16 protein-coding genes are annotated in these 19,704 nt (G+C 70.0%); 7 read left to right on the forward strand and 9 right to left on the reverse strand.

Annotation, left to right across the window (positions count from 1 at the left end; all coding sequences use genetic code 11):
- The first annotated feature begins 144 nt into the window (after positions 1 to 144).
- Together ruvA and ruvB are read left to right on the forward strand one after the other, a co-directional pair.
- Positions 145 to 723, forward strand: coding sequence for a Holliday junction branch migration protein RuvA (ruvA, locus tag HTA01S_RS11405; RefSeq protein ID WP_068171095.1), 579 nt, complete (start codon positions 145 to 147; stop codon positions 721 to 723).
- A gap of 7 nt (positions 724 to 730) precedes the next feature.
- Positions 731 to 1,783 carry a Holliday junction branch migration DNA helicase RuvB gene (ruvB, locus tag HTA01S_RS11410; RefSeq protein WP_068171099.1) on the forward strand — a complete coding sequence of 351 codons (1,053 nt, stop codon included), beginning with the start codon at positions 731 to 733 and terminating at the stop codon, positions 1,781 to 1,783.
- Here the strand turns inward: ruvB and HTA01S_RS11415 are convergent.
- Entirely contained in the window at positions 1,773 to 3,506 is a 1,734-nt protein-coding gene (locus tag HTA01S_RS11415; protein ID WP_068171102.1) for a lysoplasmalogenase family protein, read from the reverse strand. The two genes, ruvB and HTA01S_RS11415, sit on opposite strands and share 11 nt — an antisense overlap.
- Before the next feature lie 104 nt (positions 3,507 to 3,610).
- Here HTA01S_RS11415 and HTA01S_RS11420 point away from each other — a divergent pair, with 104 nt between their 5' ends.
- Positions 3,611 to 4,687, forward strand: coding sequence for an SPOR domain-containing protein (locus tag HTA01S_RS11420; RefSeq protein WP_245638068.1), 1,077 nt, complete (start codon positions 3,611 to 3,613; stop codon positions 4,685 to 4,687).
- 63 nt (positions 4,688 to 4,750) lie between these two features.
- Here HTA01S_RS11420 and HTA01S_RS11425 read toward each other — a convergent pair whose 3' ends face one another.
- Positions 4,751 to 5,941, reverse strand: coding sequence for a DSD1 family PLP-dependent enzyme (locus HTA01S_RS11425; RefSeq protein WP_245638069.1), 1,191 nt, complete (start codon positions 5,939 to 5,941; stop codon positions 4,751 to 4,753).
- Positions 5,934 to 6,584 (reverse strand): histidine phosphatase family protein, encoded by a 651-nt coding sequence (locus tag HTA01S_RS11430; RefSeq protein ID WP_068171108.1) that lies wholly within the window; start codon positions 6,582 to 6,584, stop codon positions 5,934 to 5,936. Before HTA01S_RS11430 ends, HTA01S_RS11425 begins: the two co-directional genes overlap by 8 nt.
- Before the next feature lie 135 nt (positions 6,585 to 6,719).
- Between HTA01S_RS11430 and HTA01S_RS11435 the strand changes: the two genes are divergently transcribed.
- Positions 6,720 to 9,086, forward strand: coding sequence for a hybrid sensor histidine kinase/response regulator (locus HTA01S_RS11435; protein ID WP_169804771.1), 2,367 nt, complete (start codon positions 6,720 to 6,722; stop codon positions 9,084 to 9,086).
- A gap of 4 nt (positions 9,087 to 9,090) precedes the next feature.
- On the opposite strand, the gene HTA01S_RS11440 is transcribed toward HTA01S_RS11435, so the two are convergent.
- From HTA01S_RS11440 to HTA01S_RS11460, 5 genes are all read right to left on the reverse strand, one after another.
- Positions 9,091 to 9,801 carry a DUF4136 domain-containing protein gene (locus HTA01S_RS11440; protein ID WP_068171114.1) on the reverse strand — a complete coding sequence of 237 codons (711 nt, stop codon included), beginning with the start codon at positions 9,799 to 9,801 and terminating at the stop codon, positions 9,091 to 9,093.
- A 49-nt stretch (positions 9,802 to 9,850) separates the two neighbouring features.
- A complete protein-coding gene (gene ttcA, locus HTA01S_RS11445) occupies positions 9,851 to 10,870 on the reverse strand; it encodes a tRNA 2-thiocytidine(32) synthetase TtcA (protein WP_084236035.1) in 1,020 nt (339 codons plus the stop codon).
- Between the two features lie 138 nt (positions 10,871 to 11,008).
- Positions 11,009 to 14,113, reverse strand: coding sequence for an efflux RND transporter permease subunit (locus HTA01S_RS11450; RefSeq protein WP_068171117.1), 3,105 nt, complete (start codon positions 14,111 to 14,113; stop codon positions 11,009 to 11,011).
- A complete protein-coding gene (locus HTA01S_RS11455) occupies positions 14,110 to 15,234 on the reverse strand; it encodes an efflux RND transporter periplasmic adaptor subunit (RefSeq protein ID WP_068171120.1) in 1,125 nt (374 codons plus the stop codon). Before HTA01S_RS11455 ends, HTA01S_RS11450 begins: the two co-directional genes overlap by 4 nt.
- A 38-nt stretch (positions 15,235 to 15,272) precedes the next feature.
- Entirely contained in the window at positions 15,273 to 15,827 is a 555-nt protein-coding gene (locus HTA01S_RS11460; protein WP_068171122.1) for a TetR/AcrR family transcriptional regulator, read from the reverse strand.
- An 81-nt stretch (positions 15,828 to 15,908) separates the two neighbouring features.
- Between HTA01S_RS11460 and HTA01S_RS11465 the strand changes: the two genes are divergently transcribed.
- On the forward strand, positions 15,909 to 17,291 hold the full coding sequence (locus tag HTA01S_RS11465) for a TolC family protein (RefSeq protein WP_084236042.1): 1,383 nt from the start codon (positions 15,909 to 15,911) through the stop codon (positions 17,289 to 17,291).
- Between the two features lie 149 nt (positions 17,292 to 17,440).
- On the opposite strand, the gene HTA01S_RS11470 is transcribed toward HTA01S_RS11465, so the two are convergent.
- A complete protein-coding gene (locus HTA01S_RS11470) occupies positions 17,441 to 18,187 on the reverse strand; it encodes a TetR/AcrR family transcriptional regulator (RefSeq protein ID WP_084236037.1) in 747 nt (248 codons plus the stop codon).
- Positions 18,188 to 18,292: 105 nt separating this feature from the next.
- Between HTA01S_RS11470 and HTA01S_RS11475 the strand changes: the two genes are divergently transcribed.
- Positions 18,293 to 18,715: a DUF2147 domain-containing protein gene (locus HTA01S_RS11475; protein ID WP_068171125.1), complete on the forward strand. Its 423-nt coding sequence runs from the start codon at positions 18,293 to 18,295 to the stop codon at positions 18,713 to 18,715.
- Between the two features lie 65 nt (positions 18,716 to 18,780).
- Complete coding sequence (locus HTA01S_RS11480) at positions 18,781 to 19,659, forward strand: TorF family putative porin (RefSeq protein ID WP_068171130.1); 879 nt, start codon at positions 18,781 to 18,783, stop codon at positions 19,657 to 19,659.
- The last annotated feature ends 45 nt before the right edge of the window (positions 19,660 to 19,704 follow it).

Below are 19,704 nucleotides of genomic sequence, written 5' to 3' on the forward strand. Positions count from 1 at the left end.
CGGGCGGAGAGAAGGTGTGTCTGAGAATCAAACCGATAATCCGGTGAAGTTGATGGCCCCCGAACCTGGCCGAGCCAGGCCCCCAGAGGGGGTGCAGTCGTTCCCGGGGCGGCCCGGCGAACGACTTACAAAGGAAAGTTCCCAATGATAGGCAAGTTGACCGGCACCCTGCTGGAAAAGAATCCGCCGCAGATCCTGATCGACTGCCACGGTGTGGGCTACGAGGTGGACGTGCCCATGAGCACTTTCTACAACCTGCCGGGCGCGGGCGAGAAGGTGTCGCTGCTGACGCACTTCGTGGTGCGCGAGGACGCGCAGATCCTCTACGGCTTTGGCAGCGCGCCCGAACGCGAGGCCTTTCGCCAGCTCATCAAGATCAGCGGCGTGGGGCCGCGAACGGCGCTGTCGGTGTTGTCAGGCATGAGCGTGGCCGATCTGTCCCAGGCCATCAGCGCGCAGGACAGCGGGCGCATCGTCAAGGTACCCGGCATCGGCAAGAAAACCGCCGAGCGCCTGCTGCTCGAACTCAAGGGCAAGCTCGGCGCCGACCTGAACCTGGCCAGCGGTGGCCCGGTGCAAAGCGATGTGCAGAGCGACATCCAGCAGGCCCTGATGGCGCTGGGTTACAGCGAAAAAGACGCCGCCGCCGCCCTCAAGGCCCTGCCGGCCGATGTGGGGGTGAGCGAGGGCATCAAACTGGCGCTGAAGGCGCTGGCGAAGTGAACACCCCATGAGCATCCAGACCGACGATTTCGCCCCTGCGCCCCGCGTGGTGTCCGCCGCGCCCGCGTCGCCCAAAGAGGAAGCGATCGAGCGCGCGTTGCGCCCCAAGCTGCTCGACGAGTACGTGGGCCAGGTGAAGGTGCGCGAGCAGCTCGAAATCTTCATCGGCGCGGCCAAGAAGCGCAGCGAGGCGCTGGACCACGTGCTGCTGTTCGGCCCGCCAGGTCTGGGCAAGACCACGCTCTCACACATCATCGCGCAGGAGCTGGGTGTGAACCTGCGCCAGACCAGCGGCCCGGTGCTGGAAAAGCCGCGCGATCTGGCGGCCTTGTTGACCAACCTCGAAGCCAACGACGTGCTGTTCATCGACGAGATCCACCGGCTCAGCCCGGTCGTCGAAGAAATTCTCTACCCCGCGCTGGAGGACTACCAGATCGACATCATGATCGGCGAAGGCCCGGCCGCGCGCAGCATCAAGCTCGACCTGCAGCCCTTCACCCTGGTCGGCGCGACCACGCGCGCGGGCATGTTGACCAACCCGCTGCGCGACCGTTTCGGCATCGTCGCGCGGCTGGAGTTCTACACGTCTGAGGAACTCGCGCGCATCGTCAAGCGCAGCGCGGGCCTGCTGGGCGCGCCCATGGACGAAGAAGGCGGTTTCGAGATCGCGCGCCGCTCGCGCGGCACGCCGCGCATCGCCAACCGGCTGCTGCGCCGCGTGCGCGACTTCGCCGACGTGAAAGGCCGCGGCACCATCACGCTGGACATCGCCAACCGCGCGCTGGCCATGCTCGACGTGGATCCGCAGGGCTTCGACCTGATGGACCGCAAGCTGCTCGAAGCCGTGATTCACCGCTTCGACGGCGGGCCGGTGGGGCTGGACAACATCGCCGCCAGCATCGGCGAAGAGCGCGACACCATCGAAGACGTGATCGAGCCCTACCTGATCCAGCAGGGCTTCCTGCAGCGCACGCCGCGCGGGCGCATCGCCACACTGGCGGCCTACCGCCACCTGGGGGTGGCGCCGCCGGCGAACGAGGGCGCGCTGTTCAGCGAGTGAGCCCCGGGGCGCTGCCGCGCAGCACGCCCATCACCATCAGGCACTGCGCCGCGTAGTAGCTGCCCAGCACCCAGAAGGCCGACATCGGCAGCGGGTTCACGAAACGGTTGAGGGCCAGCAGGGCGTCGCTCGCCATGAAACACGCGGCGCCCACCGCCACCATCAGCGACGGGAAGTCGCGTTGCACGCTGGCGCGGCCCATGGCCTGCGCGGCCATGAAGCCGATGGCCAGCACATAGGCCGCCACGGGCCCGCGCAACCCGATGGGCAGGCCACCGAACCACAACACGACATACATGCCCAGCCCCACCGTGGCCACCGCGCCCAGCGCCCGGCGGTTCGCCAGCCACGGCACGCCCTGGCGGAACAGCACGGTGTAGGCGATGTGGGCGAGCAGGAAGGCCGCCAGCCCGGGAATGAACAGGCCGTCGAGCATCAGGAACACGTCGCCCGCCAGCGAAGCGGCGAGCGCGGCCAGCAGCCAGGGGGCGCCCCGCAGGCCAGTGGGGGCGGCGCGCATGGCCCGCAGCACCAGGCCCAGCGCGACCAGCATGCTCAGGGGCTTGAAGACCTGGTGCGCCGTGGTCCAGCCGAGGGTGGCGCTGGCCATGGACAAGGCGGCGCATTCGATCAGCAGCACCTCGCCCAGGGTGATGCGCCCCTGCAGCAGCGCGCCCAGGGCCCACAGCCCGGCCAGCAGCGCGGTGAAACCGGCGATGTTGTGCGCCAGCGGGGCGGCATCGGCCTGCCAGAGAAACACCGCCACGCCGGCCAGCAAGGCCACGAACTGCAGGGCTGCGAAGACCGCCACGGGGCGGGCAATGTTGGGGGCGTAGGGGGTCACGGTGCGGATGTCAAACGCCGGCCTGGGGTGCGTCGCCGCCACGTCGGCCGGTCGCCAGCCCGGTGGCTTGAACCAGAGGCGCAGCTTGTCGGCCCAGTGGCGCGTGCGCCAGGCGTCCTGGCCCAGCGCCCAGTAGACCTCGGCGTTGGCCCAGAGCGGGTCCCAGCTGTTGAGCGGGCTGCGCGTGCCGTAGACGCAGGGCTCGCGCGGGTCCTCCGCGGCGAAGCTGCCGAAGAGCCGGTCCCACAGGATCAGGATGCCGCCGTAGTTCTTGTCCAGGTAGCGCTCGTTCACGGCGTGGTGCACGCGGTGGTTGGAGGGCGAGGCGAACACGCGGTCGAACCAGCCCAGGCGCCCCACGTGTTCGGTGTGAATCCAGAACTGGTAGAGCAGGTCGATCAGCCCCACCACCACGAACACCAGCGGCGGCACGCCGGCCAGCGCCATCGGCAGGTAGAACACCCAGCCGAGCAGCGGGTAGCTGCTGGGCTGTCGGAGGGCGGTGGAGAGGTTGTAGTCCTGACTCTGGTGGTGCACCACGTGCGCGGCCCAGAACACCGCCACGGTGTGGCCCAGGCGGTGGTTCCAGTAGTAGAGGAAGTCGTAGAACAGCAGGGCCAGCAGCCAGCCGGGCAGCGTGGTCCAGAAGCCGGTGTCGGGCACCAGGGCCAGGCTGCTGTACACGGCGGTGTAGATGCCGACCCGGAGCAGCGGCGTGAACACCGCGCTCACCTGGCTCAGCATGCCCAGCGAGACGCTGTTGATGGCGTCGTCCAGCCGGTAGGTGTTGCGGCCGCAGCGCAGGCCAACCAGGTATTCGATGGCGATGAGCAGCAGGAAAACCGGCGTGGCCAGCACGATGATCTGGCTGGGACTCATGGGCAAAAGGCTCGTTGGCGGGGGCGGTGCATGCGGGCATTGTGGCGGGGTTCGCCACCGCGCGGCGCTGGCATCAACCCGCATGCGCCATGCCAGAATCCGGCATGCCCGTCACCCCGCCGACCGCCGCGATCGCCCCGGAGAGCGCCACCACCGCGCTGTACCGCGCCGCCATCGGGCCGGTGAACACGGCGCACTACCTCGCGTTGTTCGCACGCTTCAACGACGCGGGGCGCGCCGGCCCGGCGTGGAACGGGGCCGCGGGTTTTCTCACGCTGAACTGGCTGGTGTTCCGCCAGCTCTGGATCGCCGCGCTGGGGTACGTGGCCTGCGCGGAAGGGCTGTCGCTGCTGGTCCTGGGCGTGGGCCGACGCCTGTTGCAATGGCCCGCCGCGGTGGAGTGGGGCGTGCTGGGCGCGCTGCTGGTGCTGAGCATCGCCATCCCGGGAGCCTATGGCAATGCCTGGCTGCACGCCGAGACCCGCCGCCGCATCACGCGCGCCGTGCGCGAGGCCCGCACCGTGCGCGAAGCCTGTGCCGCGCTGGAGCGCCAGGCCAGCACGCCGCGCCGACTGTGGGGTTTGGTGGTGATCAATGGTGTGCTGGTGGTGGCGCTGATCGGGGGCTATGTGGCCTGGTCGGTGGTGCTGGCCGGGCGGGGGGCGGCCGTGGGGTCGATCAACACGCCGCCGCCGGCGCCTCGGCCTGCGCCGCAGGTGGCAACGGCGGCTGTGCCTGCCGCTGTGTCTACGACCGAGCCCGAGATCAAGCCAGTGCCTGTGCCTGCGGCGGCCCCAGCGCCCGTGGCCGGGCCAGCGAAAGAGGCCTCGCCTGTGTCGCCATCGGCAGCCCCCGCCATGCAGCGCATGCCCCAGGCGGCCCCAGCACCACAACCCGTTCTGGCCCCTGCTTCCACCGCTGCCGCAGCCCCACCCGTCGCGCCACCCTCCGCTGGCTTTGCCATCAACGTGGGCCTGTTCGCCGACCCCGCCAACGCCGGGAAGGCCCACGCCCGGCTGATCGAGGCGGGTCTTCCCGCGTTCACGCAGACAGTGACGATGGCCAAGGGTCCGCGCGTCCGGGTGCGCGTCGGCCCGTTCGCCACGGGGCCGGAGGCCGAGGCCGCCGCCGAGCGCGTCCGTGCGCTGAGGCTGGAGGCGCAGGTCTTTCCGTTGCCGTAGCGCGGCAACGCCGAGCGGCTCCTGGGGGATGGGCGCGCCGCAGGGGACTTCTTCAGTGCTTCCCTACCCCGCAGCGCCCCGCGCATCGACGCGCACGATGCGCTCCACCCGCCCGGCCGCCAGCCCGCCGCGCACGCCCACCAGGGCGTCGTGCAGGTTGACCGTGGGGTCGCAGTGGCCGGGGATCAGCCAGACCGTTTCGCCCAGCTCGGGCAGGGGCGTGCCACCCTCGGTCGCGCGCAGCAGGCCGTGTTCGTCACCGCCGTTGGCGTACAGCAGGCCGTCGGGGAAGGTCACCTGGGGCAGGCCGCTGTCGATGGCGTGGCTCTTGTGGCCGGCGTCGCACACGGCGTGGTCCACGCCGCGGCTCATGACCTGGGTCTTGATGAACAGGGCGTGTTCGAAGGCCGGTGCCTCGGGGTGTGGTTCGTTGGCGGCGTAGTCGGCGTCCATGAACAGGTAGGAGCCGGTCTGCAGCTCGCCCCAGACGCCGCTGGCGGCCTCCAGCGGGAAGCTGCCGGTGCCCGCGCCGGTGACCAGCGGCACGGCGATGCCGGCCGCAGTCAGCGCGTCGCGGGTAGCGGCCACGGCCTGGGTGGCGCCCTCGATCGCCTGCTGGCGTTCGGCCAGCGTGCGCAGGTGCTGCGCCCGGCCGTGGTAGGCCTGCAGGCCCGCGAAACGCAGCGCCGGGTGGTCGCCGATCTGGCGCGCCAGCGCCACCGCCGCTCCGCCTGGTGGCAGGCCGCAGCGACCCTGGCCGACGTCGATTTCGATGAACACGTCCATGGCCTGGGGGCGTTCCACGCCCGCGTGGGCCAGCGCAGCGGCCAGCCGCGCGATGCCCAGGGCGCTGTCCACCGCGATGGCGAAGCGCGTGGGCAGCTCGCGCACCGCCTGGGCCAGCCGCGCCAGCTTGGCCGGCGCGATCACTTCGTTGCTGATGAAGATGTCACCCACGCCCCCGTGGGCCAGGGCCAGCGCTTCGTCGGTCTTCTGCACGCACACGCCCACCGCGCCGTGCGCCATCTGCAGCCGCGCCAGTTCGGCGCTCTTGTGCAGCTTGGCGTGGGGCCGCAGCCGCAGGCCACGCTCGGCGGCGAAGGCGGCCATGCGCGCCAGGTTGCGGTCCATGGCGTCGAGGTCGATCACCAGCGTCGGGGTATCGATAACGCTCACACCCTGGCCGACCCAGGCCAGCGCGCGCTGCCATCGGACGGAGGTGAAAGCGTGGCCCATGCCGGTCCCGTCAGGCATGGCGCTCGTCCAGCGTGTCGCTGCCCTCGGGTGCCTGCAGGTGGGTGGTGTCGGCCCAGCCCACCAGGCTCAGACCCTCAGGCGTCCACAGCAGCCGGTTGATGGCGGTGTTGGTCAGCTCCCAGCTGCGCGGCGCTTGCAGTTCGAGCCGGGTGGCGGCGCGGTACAGGATGTCGAGCACACCACCATGCGCCACCATCAGCACCTGTTCGCCGGGGTGGCGCGCGGCCAGTTCGACCACGGTGTGCACCACGCGCGCCTGCAGCTGCAGCAGCGACTCGCCGCCGGGGGGGGCGAAGTCGGGCACACGCTTGCGCCAGGCCAGGCTTTCCGCGGGGTGGTGGGCTTCGAGCTCGGCCCAGGTGCGGCCTTCGAAGCTGCCGAAATGGCGTTCGCGCAGGCCGGTGTGGGTGTGCACGGGTTTGTTGTGCCGGCCCGCGACGGCCAGCGCCGTTTCCCGGGCGCGGCTCAGGTCGCTGGCGTAGATGGCGTGGATCGGTTCGTCGGCCAGCGCGCGCGCCAGCCGTGCGGCCTGCCAGCGGCCCCGTGGGTTGAGTTCGATGTCGGTGTGGCCCTGGATGCGGGTGTCGCGGTTCCAGGCGGTTTCACCGTGGCGCACGGCCAGGATGCGGGTGATTTGCAAGGGGGAGTCCTGTGGGGTTGTCGGCGCAAACATGCACTGTAGCGGTTTGGCCGCTGGCTGCAAATGGCGAAGCCCGGCCCGAAACCGGGCGGTTTTTCACGACAGCGCGGGCGGGCTTTCGGCCAGAATCGGCCCATGACGACAGACGCCCGGCCGCCGGACGGGGATTTCTCCTCCTTGTTCAACTTCCTGCCCATCGGGGCCTACCGCAGTTCGCCCGAAGGCCGGATGCTGCGTTCCAACCCGGCGCTGGTGGCGCTCAACGGTTACGCCAGCGAGGCCGAGCACCTGGCCAGCGTGAAAGACATCGCCGTTGAGTGGTACGTGGACCCGCAGCGGCGCGCCGAGTTCAAACACCGGCTGGAGCGCGACGGTTTCGTGCGGGGTTTCGTCTCCGAGATCCGGCGCCACAAGACGGGCGAGCGGATCTGGATCAACGAAAACGCCCACGTGGTGCGCGATGCGGCCGGGCGCATCCTGTTCTACGAGGGCACGGTGGAAGACATCACCGAACGCATCCAGGCCCAGCAGGCGCTGGCGCAAAGCGAAGAGCGCCTGCGGCAGATCACCGCGCAGGTGCCCGGCCTGGTGTTCGTGGTGTACGTGCGCCGCGACGGCGGGCGCGAATACCGCTACGTGAGCCCGGGCGTGCGCGACATCTATGGCTTCGGCCCCGAAGACCTGATGCGCGACCCCGAGCTGATCGCGCGCTACCGCCACCCCGACGACGTGCCCCTGCTCCGGCAGGACCTGAAGGCGATCGGCCAGGGGCCGGTGGACCTGGGGGGCGAGTTCCGCATCGTCCTGCCCGACGGGCAGGTCAAGTGGGTGTTTCGCCGCTCCTGCACCGTGTCGTCGGACGAGCAGGGTTTCCTGCGGGTGGGCGTGTTGCTCGACGTGACCGACCGCAAACGCGCCGAGGCCGCCCTGCACTCGAACGAGGCGCTGTGGAAGCTCGCGCTGGAGAGCGCGGGCGACGGGGTCTGGGACTGGAACCTGAAGACCGGCGAGGAATTTTTGTCCCACGGCATCAAGCGCATGTTTGGCTACGAGGACGACGACCTGAGCAACCTGGCCGCCGAGCTCGACAGCCGCACCCACCCCGACGACCTGGAGCAGATGCGGGCCGACCGGGAGGCACATTTCGAGGGCCGCGCCCCGGTGTACCGCAACGAACACCGGGTGCGTTGCAAGGTTGGCAACTGGAAGTGGGTGCTCTCGCGCGGCATGGTGATCGGGCGCGACGACGACGGGCGGCCACTGCGCATGGTGGGCACCCACACCGACATCACCGAACACAAGCAGGCCGAAGCCCACCAGCGCGCCCTGGAGACGCAGCTGCGCGAGTCGCAGAAGATGGAGGCCATCGGCACCCTGGCCGGGGGCGTGGCGCACGATTTCAACAACCTGCTCGCCGCCATCCTGGGCAACCTGGCGCTGGCGCGCGAGGACGTGGGCGCGCACCACCCGGCGCAGGAAAGCCTGGCCGAGATCAGCCGGGCCGCCATCCGCGCGCGCCAGCTGGTGCAGCAGATCCTGACCTTCAGCCGCCGCCAGACGCAGGAGATGCAGCGTCAGCCGCTCACGCCCCTGGTCGAGGAGGCGCTGGGCCTGATGCGCTCGCTGCTGCCCGCCGGGTTCCGGCTGGTATCGCGGCTGCCGACCACCGCGCTGCCGGTGCTGGCCGACGCCACCCAGATGCAGCAGGTGCTGATGAACCTGTGCACCAACGCCTGGCAGGCGATGGAGGGCCGCTCGGGCGACATCACGGTGGCGCTGCGCGAGGTGAGTCTCGATGCGTCGCAGGCGCTGCAGCTGGGCGAACTGCCCGGCGGCGCCTACGCCTGCCTGAGCGTGGCCGACAACGGGCCGGGCATGGACGAGGAAACCCAGCGCCGCATCTTTGAACCCTTTTTCACCACCAAGGCCCCGGGCACGGGCACCGGTCTGGGGCTGGCGGTGGTGCATGGTATCGTCAAGGCGCACCGCGGCGCCATCGCGCTGCACAGCAGCCCCGGGGCCGGCGCGCGCTTCGACGTCTACCTGCCGCTGGCCACAGGCGCGCTGCCACCCACCGCTCTGGAGGAGCCGCCGGCCGCGCCCGTGGCCGCACCGGTGAACCCGGGCAAACACGTGATCTACATCGACGACTACGAGGCCATGGTGTTTCTCGTGGGGCGCCTGCTGCGCAAGCAGGGCTACCGGGCGAGCACCTTCGAGTCGGGCGAGGCGGCGCTGGACTGGCTGCGCGCGCACCCGCAGGACCCGGTGGACCTGGTGGTGACGGACCAGAACATGCCCGGGCTCTCCGGGGTCGAGGTGGCGCGCGAGCTGCGGCAACTGCGCCCGGGCCTGCGGGTGGCCATCGTCTCAGGCCATGTGAACGACCGCCTGATCGCCGATGCCGCCGAGGCCGGGGTGTGCGACGTGATGGGCAAGCAGGACAGCATGGACGCGCTGGGCGACGCGATCCGGGCGTTTCTGGAACGCCCTCAGCCCTGAGAGTTCAGCGCGGGACTTCGATGTTGACCTGCCGCACCCCGGTGGGTGGGGTCGGGAAATCGCGCAGCGCCGCGTCGATCATGGCCGTCCACAGCCCGGGCGTGCTGTTCCAGGGGCCTTCGTGGGCGGCGTGGGTTTCGTACACCACCTGGCCGCTGGCCGCGTGGCGGATCACCAGCGAGACTTCGCGCTTGTAGTACGGCGGGTCCAGGTGCATGAACATCGGCGCCCAGACGATCTGGCCGTGCACGTTGACCAGGTGGCCGCGATGCCCCGACAGGCCGAAACCGCCCCAGGGCCCGTACCACGGGTCGTCCCAGGGACTGCGGGACAGGCGCAGGGTGTCCGCACCGATCTGCACCGTCCAGGGGGCGGACGCGGGCGCTTCGGCCAGCGACCAGCCCAGCCGGGACAGCGCCGGGCGGGCCAGGTTCTCCAGCTCGGTCTGGGCGGCGGCGGACGAGCCCTCGCGCTGAGACGGCAGGCGCTCGAAGCGGTAGCCCTGGGGCGGCAGGGGCACGGCGGCGGGCGCCTGCGCCGAGGCGGGCCGGTCGCCCCAGCGCGCGAAGCTCTGCACCTGGCTGTCCACCACATACACGCTGGCGCAGCCGCTCAGGGCCAGCAGCGTGAGCGCGGCGAGGGCGCTGCGCAGGCCGCTGGCGACACCGGGGCGTGGTGGGGCAATGGTTCGGGCGGTCGAAGGGCGAACGGTCATGGGGTCTCCTGCGGCGGGTGGCACGGTCCGGCGGCGGACCGTGGGACGGTCAGTGTGCCGAAGCAATCGGTATGACCGCTTTGCCCCCCGCTGCGTTCCCCGGGGCGTCGGGCTCGGGCCAGGCGTGCGCCGGTGGCGCGGCCGGCATGGGCAGGGGCTCGTCGTCGAACGCCTTGTCGCCGTCTTCGCTGGCCTGGCCGGTGGCGCGGATGGTCTGGAAGGGGAACAGCGCGCGGTCCATCAGGTGGCTGGGCACCACGTTCTGCAGCGCCGAGGCCATGTTCTCCACCCGGCCCGGAAACTTCTTTTCCCACTCTTTCAACAAGTTACCGACCTGCTTGCGCTGCAGGTTTTCCTGGCTGCCACACAGCGTGCAGGGAATGATGGGGAACTGCCGCACCTCGGCCCAGCGGGTGAGGTCTTTTTCGGCCACGTAGGCCATGGGGCGGATCACCACGTGCTGACCGTCGTCGCTCACCAGCTTGGGCGGCATGCCCTTGAGCTTGGCGCCGAAGAACATGTTGAGCAGCAGGGTCTGCAGGATGTCGTCGCGGTGGTGGCCCAGCGCGATCTTGGTCGCGCCCAGTTCGGTGGCCACGCGGTACAGGATGCCGCGGCGCAGCCGGCTGCACAGGCTGCACATGGTCTTGCCCTCGGGGATCACGCGCTTGACGATGGAATACGTGTCCTGGTTCTCGATGTGGAACTTCACGCCGAGTTTGGTCAGGTAGGCCGGCAGGATGTGGTCGGGGAAACCGGGTTGCTTCTGGTCGAGGTTGACCACGATGAGCTCGAAGCGCACCGGCGCGCGCGCCTGCAGTTTCTGCAGGATGTCGAGCATGCCGTAGCTGTCCTTGCCGCCCGAGAGGCAGACCATCACGCGGTCGCCCTCTTCGATCATGTTGTAGTCCACGATGGCGCGGCCCACTTCGCGGCACAGGCGCTTTTCCAGCTTGTGGTTCTCGCGCAGCTGCCTGCCGGCGGCGCCGTGTTCGGCCACCGGGGCCGGGGGCGTGGTGTCGTCGGTGAGGGTTTCGACCCAGCCAAAGGGTTGGAGCGTGTGGTTCATGGTGTGGTGGCCGGCCCTGGGGCTGGCGGGAAAAACGGGGGTGGGCCGGGGAGGCTGGGCCGGAAGTGGCCGGCGCCCGCGCCCGGCGGATGCGTCACCGTGAATCGTACCGGGTACGGGCGGGGCTGTGCGCGCGACTCAAGCCGGCACACCCACCGCAGCAGAGGCGGGCCTGCGCCCGAGCCAGTGCGCCAGCCGCCCGCCGAACAGCAACTCGTACAGCACCGGCACCAGCCCCAGGGTCACCAGCGTGCCCAGCAGCAGGCCGCCCATGATGGTGACGGCCATGCCGGACCACAGCGGGCCACCGAACAGCAGCAGCGGCACCAGGCCCGCCACGCAGGTGAGCTTGGTCATCACAATGGGGCGCAGGCGCTGCACGGCGGCGCCGATCACCGCTTCCCGGCGCGACCGGCCTGCCGCCAGTTCGGCCTCGATGCGTTCGAGCAGCAGCACGGCGTTGTTGACGATGATGCCGGCCAGCGACAGCAGGCCGAAGTTGGCCATGAAGCCCAGCGGCTCGCCTGCGATCTTCAACGCGGGCGCCACGCCGATCAGCGCAAACGGAATGATGCTGAGGATCAGCGCCAGCTTGCGGAACGAGCCGAACTGCCAGACGAAAAGGATCAGCATTGCCACCGCGGCGTGCGGCAGGTACTCGCTCAGCGCCGCGTTGGCCTCGGCCGCCTCTTCGATCTCGGCACCGAGCTCGATGCGGTAGCCCGGCGGCAGCGCCAGCGCCGCCACGGCCGGGGCGAGCTGGTCCACCACCTGCTGCGCGGTTTGCGTTTCGCTGCGGCCCTGCACCGTCAGCGTGCGCGACAGGTCGCGGCGGCGAATGACCGAAGGCTCCGAGTTCACCGAGACCGTCGCCACCGCCGACAGCGGCACCGGCGTGGCGCCGGTGGCCGGGTAGATCAGGCTGTTCGCCACGTCCTCGGGCTGCTGGCGCTCGGCCAACGAGCCGCGCACGACCAGCGGCACCAGTGTGTCGCCATCGCGCAGTGCAGAGACGGTGAGGCCGCTGAAGCGTGCACCCAGCGAGGTGGCCACGTCTTCGCTGGTGATGCCCAGGCGGCGCGCCTTGCGCTGGTCGATCTGCACGTCCAGCCGCGGCACGCGCTGGTCCCAGTCGTCGCGCACGCTGACCACGCCGGGCACGCCGCGCAGCGCGGTTTGCAGCTGCTCACCCAGGCTGCGCAGCTCGCGCTCGTCCGGCCCGGCAATGCGGTAGGCCACCGTGCCGGAGTCGGTCGCGCCCAGCGAGAAACGCTTCACGTCGGCGCGCAGCTCGGGGTGGTGGCTGGCCAGCCAGTCGCGGGTGCGCTCGATCATCGGGTCGAGTGCGTCCTTGTCGTTCACGCCGACGGTGAAGTAGCCGATGTGCGAGGCCGGCAGCGGCGGGTTGAGCCCGAGGATGATGCGCGGCCCGCCGTCGGCCACGTAGCCGATGCTGGTCGTCACCTCGGGGTTGGCCTGCTTGTCGGTCAGCCAGCGGCTGACGCCCTGCACGGTGGACAGCGTGGCGCGCGAGTCGCTGCCCGGCTGCAGCTCGATGGCGATCTGGTACTGCGGCCGGTCGGACGGCGGCAGGAAACCCGCAGGCACGCTCGACAGCAGCAGCATCGCCAGCGTGAACAGGAGCGCCATCGCCCCGAGGAAGATCGCCTTGTGCTCGAGCACCGTGCCGATGGCGCGCCGGTAGGTGCGGTAGAACTTCGACTCGGCGTCGGGCTCAGGCTGCGCGGCGTGCTGCGACGGCTTGAGGAAGTAATAGCACAGCAGGGGTGTGACGGTCAGGCAGAACAGCCACGAACCCAGCAGCGCCAGCGCGAGCACGATCACCAGCGGGCGCAGGTATTCGTTGATGGAGGTGTTGCCGAAGAAGAAGGGCGAGAAGGCGAAGATGATCACCAGCGACGAGGTGAGCAGCGGGATGGCCAGCGTTTGGCCCGCCCGGATGCAGGCGTCGCGGCGCTCCTCGCCGTCGGCCAGCCTGCGTTCGATGTCTTCGGCGATCACGATGCCGTTGTCCACCAGCAGGCCCAGCGCGATGATGATGGCGGCCATCGACACGTTGTGCAGCTCGATGGACAGCATCTGCATCGCGATCAGCGTGCCCAGGATCGTCAGCGGCACGATGCTGCCGACGACCAGGCCGGCGCGCCAGCCCAGGAACAGCACCACGACCGCCATCACGATGACGATGGTCTCGCCCATCACGCGGTTCATCTTGCCCATCTCGTGCTCCACCACGTCGGCCTGGAAGGTGACGTAGTCGAGCGCGAAGCCGGCCGGCAGTTGTTGCTGCAGTTCGGCCACGCGCGCCTTCAGCGATTCGCCGAAGGCCTGAATGTTCTGCCCGGCGCGCATGGACACGCCCAGCACCACCGCCGGTTCTCCCTGGTAGACGGCCGCCGAGTCCGGCGGGTCGGCGGGCAGCACCTGGATGCGTGCGATGTCGCCCAGGCGCACGGTGCTGTCGGCGTTGCCGCTGCGCTGTGGGATGCTGAGCACGAACTGGCGCAAGACCTCCAGCGAGACGATTTCGCCGGACGCGACCAGGGCGCTGTTGAGCCCGCCCAGCACCACCTGGCCGCCCGAGAGCACCACGTTTTGCTGCTGCAGCTGCTGCAGTACGGCCGGGGCGCCCAGGCCCAGGCCGGCCAGGCGCGCGCGGTCGAACTCGATGTAGACGCGCTCGTCCTGCAGGCCATGGAAGCTCACGCTTTGCACGCCGGGCAGCTCGTAGAGCCGGTCGCGCAGGCGCTTGAGCGGCTCGCGCATCTCGCTCATGGCAAAGCCCGGCGCGGTGACGGCAATGGAGGCCACCGCGACGCGCCCGAAGTCGTCGTTCACCTGCACCGGCAGCGTGCCGTCGGGGAACTGCGGTGATGCCTCGGCCACCTTGGCGCGCACCTTCTGCCAGATCGGTTGCAGGTCGGCCTGGTTCTCGTGGACCGTGACCTGCACGATGGACAAACCGGTGCGCACGGTGCTGACCACGTGCTTGATCTCGGGCAGCTCGCGCAGCCGCTCTTCCAGCGGGCGCGCAATCAGCTGTTCCATGCGCTCCACCGGCAGGCCGGGGTTGGCGACGAAGATCATCGCGTCGCGGATGGTGGTGGACGGTTCTTCCTGCGACGGGAACTTCAGGAACGCGAACACGCCGGCCAGCAGCACCAGCGCGGCCACAAAGAAGGTGAGTCGGCTGGAGCCGAGCGCGGATTCCGTCAGCTTCATGGTTGCGCTCCGTGCAGCAGGGTGGTCGATGCGTGTTGCACGGCGGCCTGGCCTTCGGTAAGAAAGGCGGCGCCCGCGACCACCACCTGGTCGCCCGCGTGCAGGCCCGCGCTGACCGGGATGCGGCCACCGGGCAACACACCCTTGCCGAGCTGCACGGCACGGCGCACGAGCCGGCCTTGGGTAGCGTCGAGCAGGAAGACGCTGGCCGAGCCGGGCTCGGCAGTAGGCAGCAGGGCCGGTGCCGGCACCGAGACGACCGAGGTCGGGGTGGCCTGCGGCAGCTCCACCGACACCACCGCGCCACTGCGCAGGCCGGGCGTGATGCCGTCCAGGCGGAACACCGCCTGCACCAGGGAGCCACTTTCGCTGCGCGCGGACAGCCGCTCCAGCTTCAGCGGGTGCGTGCTGCCGGCCTGGGCCGGTGTGCCGATCCGGGCGGCCGCTGCCTGCCCGGGAGCCAGGCGCGCTGCGACGGCCTCGGGCAGCATGCTCACCACCTCCAGCGTCTGCCCCGCCTCGATCTGCAGCACGGGCTGGCCAGCGGCGATGTCGCTGTGCGGCTGGGCCGCGCGGACGACGATCTCACCGTCGAACGGTGCCTTGATGTCCGAGAGCGTGAGGTCGCGGCGCGCCATGGCCAGCGCGGCGTCGGCGGCCTGCAACTGGCTGAGTGCGAGCCGATGCTGGGTTTGCACCGCTTCCAGCGCGGTGGCCGAAATGATTTTGTCCTTGGCCAGAGACTCGTGCTGCTGCAGCTGTGTCGTTCGTTCGGCGAGCGCAGCGGCGGCGGCCGTGCGATCGGCCTGTGCCTTGTCCAGGCGCCATTGCGCGGGCGAAGCGTCCAGGCGTGCCAGCACCTGGCCCGCGCGCACGCGGTCGCCCACATCGACCAGGATGGCCGCGATGCGCCCCGGCTGTTCGAAACCCAGCTCGGCGCGTTGGCGCGCGCGCAGGGTGCCGATGAAGGTTTCGTGGGTCGCGGTGGCGCTGTCGGCGACCCGCTCCACTTTGACGGGTCGGGGCGCTGCGGCGGTGGGTGGCGGCGGTTCGGCGCAGCCGGTGAGCAATGCGGCCAGCAGGGCGGTGGCCGCGAGGGCCTGGCGGTGGGGGAAGGGCATGGTGGTCCGGTCGGGGGGAGATGAGGTGGGGGTGTGGGTCACTCGAAGCGCTGGGTGATCCGCTGCAGGACCTGCCGCATGGCGTCGTGTTGTTCCGGGCTGAACTGGTGCAGGTTCAGCAGCTCCATCAAACTGATGCCGTCGAGGGCCGCCGCCACCACCAGGGCCAGGCCGGCCTCGGGCCCTGCCTGGGTCAGCTCGCCATACAGGCGGTTGTAGAGCTGCTGCACCGGGCCGAGCAGGTGCGGGTAGCTGGTGGCCGCAGCCAGCAGGTTCGTCAGCAGCCGTTTTTCGCCGGGGGGCATGTCGAAGGTGTCGTCCACCAGGGCCATCAGCAAGGCGCCGGTGGTGTCACCGCGCTGCGCGGCCTTGGCCCGGCTGCGTTGATCGAGCTCTTGGCTCATGCGTTCGACCAGCGCGCCGAGCAGCTCGTCCTTGGTCTTGAAGTGGTAGATCAGACCGCCCTTGGTGACGCCGGCGGCGGCGGCCACGCCTTCCAGGGTCAGCTCCTGAACACTGTGGGTGGCGATCAGTTCGGCGGCGGCGTCCAGCAGCTTCTCGCGGGAACTGCTGCGTCCGGGTGGGTTGCTCATGGAAAACCTCCGTGGTGGTTGAAACTGTACTGCACGTATAGTAAAGTTACGAACATCGTTTGTCAACACCGGAGATCGTTCATGTCCTGTCATTCCCCGGCCCGCCTGGGCCTTGTCGCTGCCGCGCTGGTGGCGTTGGCGGGTTGCGCCGTTCCTGCCGCCGCGCCTTCTTCTTCATGGGTGGCGCCGGCTGCCTGGAGCGTTGATGCCCGCCCCGTGGCGCCTTCCGATCCCCAGGTTTCAGAGGCCTGGTGGCGCGATGTCGGCAGTGCCGAACTCGCTGCGCTGGTGGAGTCCGCCCTGCGGTCCAACCGCGACCTGCACATCGCGGCCGCCCGTGTGGCGCAGGCGCGTGCCGGTATCGAGGCGGTCGATGCACAAGGCCTGCCGCAACTGGGCTTCGCCGCGGGCGCGCAGCGTGGGCGCGATTCCAGCGCCAACCCCAAGTCCGACGTGGTGCATGGCGGCCTGCGTGCGAGCTGGGAACCCGACCTCTTTGGCGCGCAGGGCCTGGCCAGTCAGGCGGCGACCCTCGACGCGCAGAGCGCCGAGCTGGCGCAGCAGGCGATGCGCGTGGCCATCGCGGCCGATGTGAGCACGGCCTGGTTCGAGATCCAGGCGCTGTTGCGCCGCGAGGCCGTGGCGCGCGACGCCATGACCACACTGGAACGCCAGATCGAGGTGGCGCGGCGACGCTTCGAGGTCGGCCAGTCCAGCGTGCTGGACGTGGACCGGCTGATCGCCGAGCTGCGCCAGGAAGCCGCGACCGCGGCGCAATTGCAGGGCGCCCAGCGCGCGCGCCAGCGCCAGCTGGCCGTGTTGACCGGCGACGCGCAGCCCAACCCCACGCTGCTCTTTTCCGACGCGCACACACCCACCCTCGCCGCGCCGGCCGGCCTGCTGCCGGCCGAACTGCTGGAGCGCCGCCCCGACGTGCAGCTGCAGGCGAGGGCGCTGGAGGCCGCCGCAGCGCGGCTGGGCGTGGCCAGGCGCGACATCTACCCGCGCATCCAGTTCGACTGGGCGGGTCGCAAGGAGCGTCTGAGTGTGGGCGGGGCGAGCGCATCGCCCACGCTGGTGGTCGGCTACGGGGTGTCGCTCGCGCTGCCGATCTTCGACGGTGGCCGCATCCGCGCGAACATCGCCGTGCACGAAGCGCGCACCCAGGAAGCCATGGCGGGCTACGAAAAGGCCATGCTCGGCGCGCTGGCCGATGCCGAGACCGCGCTGGTCCAACTGGCCGCCGCCGAAACCACCGTGGCCGAACTGGAGCAGGCCCAGCGCGCCGGTGCCGACGCGGCCAGCCGCAGCCAGCGCCTGTTCGAGGCCGGCCTGGTGGACCTGAACACCGTGCTCGATGTGCGGCGCAGCCACCTGCGCGCGCAGGACGCCCTGCTGCAGGCGCGTAGCGCCCAGTGGGTGGCGGGGGTGTCGGTGCGGCGCGCGTTCGCTGGGGGGGTGTGAAGGCCCCCCCCCGCAGCGCTTCGCGCTACCCCCCAGGGGGCGGCACTGGCCGTCCGGCGGAGCCGGCCCGGCGGTGCCCTGGGGCCAGACACTTCATGCGTTGCGGGTCGCGCTCCGGCTGGTGGGCTGCTGAGAAGCTGAGCGGTCTCTCAGCCCACGGATGAGTCGGGCCGGGCGCCACGGGGTTTGCGGGTTGCGGGCTTGGCCGGCTTGACCGTGGCGGGTTTTCTGCCCACCGGCCGCACGCGGGTGAGGTGGCTGGCGATCATGCCGGCCACGGTGCGGGCCACGGCTTTCACGTCCAGCGGCTCGTCAAAGATCATCTCGACGGTGGCGTAGATCAGTTCCACCACGATGCGGCTGACGAGCTGCAGCTCGGCCGCGTCGGCTTCGGGCAGGGCCTGCGCGAGCAGCCGGGTCTGCTCCTGCGTGACGGCGGTGTGCGAGGCCAGCCGCACCTGCTGCAAGGCGGGCACGGCGCGCAGGGCCCGCATGATCCAGACCCCGCCCACGGTCTGCACCGTGGCTTCGTAGGTGTCGATGATCAGCCCCTCGATCGCGCGCTCCAGGCTGTCGACACCGCCGCTGAACACCTCCAGCGTGATCCAGCGGTCAACCCGCTCGTTCTGCGCCTGCATCAGGCGCTGCCCCAGTTCGGACAGCAGCGCGTACTTGTTCGGGAAATAGCGGTAAAGCGCCGGCGGCGTGAGCCCGGCGCGCTCGCACACCAGGTTGGTCGACAGCCGCTCGATGCCCACGTCGGCCAGCGTCTGCGCCGTCACTTCCAGGATGCGCTCGTAGGTCTCGGTGGCGCGCTGCTGCGCGGGCTGCTTCTTGGTGACCAGGGAGGGCTGGGGTTTTCGGATCGGGGGCATGGGGCGGAGCAGGGTTGGCATCAGGGATTCTCCCAATATTTTTTTGACAACAAACAGTAGTCATCACTATATACTAGCCATCACTATCTAAATGATCCTTGTCCTAACGCAAGAAAGGTGCACGCCATGAAGACCCTGACCCGCCTGATCACCGTTGTCTGCTGGTCGCTGGCCGTGTCGGCACAAGCCGCCGGGCCCGATGACGCGAAGGGCTTGTGGATGACCGCGGAGAACGACGCGGTGATCCGCTTCGCGCCCTGCGCCGAGCTGCCCGGTGCGCTGTGTGGAACCATCGTCTGGGACAAGGACGCCGGCACCCCGGCCGACACCTGCGGTGTGCGCATCGCGCAGCTCGCGCGGTACGACAAGGAAGCCTGGCGCGATGGCTGGGTCTACGACCCGCGCGACGACAAGAAATACAAGGGCGTGGTGCGCGCTCAGGCCGACGAGCTGCGCATCCGTGCCTTCGTCGGCGTGGAAATCCTGGGCCAGACCGAACAGCTCAAGCGCGTGGCGACTCTGCCCACCGCGCCGGTCTGCAAACCCTGATCCCGTTCGCTGCGCTTCTCCTCCCGTTCCCCCACCCCCCAACCACCGCCCAAGGAGAGTTCCCCATGCATCCGATCCGCCCCCTGTCGCTGGCCATCGCCAGCTTGCTGGCCGGCGCTGCCGTGCCCTCGTTCGCCCAGGAAACGGCCAGCTTCGCCGTGACCACGGAGATGAAAGTCAGCTCCGACCAACGCAGCCGGGGCGTCTCCGATTCGTTCAACCGGCCCGGCCTGAAGCTCAGCGTGCAGGCCGCGCACGAGAGCGGCCTGGTCGGCCTGGCCGAGTTCGCCACGGTGAGCAAGAAGCAGTTCCTCGGCGGCGAAGGCCTGGGCGTCACGCTGGCCGGCGGCTACCGTTTTGGCGACCCCGAGGGCTGGCACTACGGCGTGGGCCTGGCCACCGAACTGTTTCCGGGTGCGCAGTTCGAAGCGCCCCACGGTTTCGACATGGGCACCGGCGCACCCACCGACTTTCGCCGCACCAAATACGACAGCGCGTTCGCCGTGGCCGAGATCGGCTACGGCGCGCTGGAAGCGCGCGTGATGAACGTGATCTCCAAGACCTACCGCGGCGCCAACACCGGCGGCGTGTGCGGCACCATGCTGTCGCTGATGGCCGACCCCATGCCGGGGTTGGCCTGTTATGCGCGCGGCGACCACAACTCGCGTGGCAGCTGGCTGTTCGACCTGGGCTACAAGATCGATCTGAACCCGACCACCGCGCTGAACCTGCACGGCGGCTACCAGAAGATCGCCAACTTCAAGGAAGCGAACTTCTCGGACTTCGCCATCGGCATCGCGCACAAGCGCTGGGGCTTCACCTGGAGCGCCGACTGGATGACCACCCGCACCAAGGTGCGCGAGCTCTACATCGCACTCGATGGCGACAAGGCCCGCGCCACGGACAACAGCCGCCTCGTCGTCTCGGTCGCTCGCTCTTTCTGAAAGATGGAACACCCCCGCAGCGCTTCGCGCTACCCCCAAGGGGGC

Source organism: Hydrogenophaga taeniospiralis CCUG 15921 (genome assembly GCF_001592305.1).
In the GTDB taxonomy this organism is placed as follows: domain Bacteria; phylum Pseudomonadota; class Gammaproteobacteria; order Burkholderiales; family Burkholderiaceae_C; genus Hydrogenophaga; species Hydrogenophaga taeniospiralis.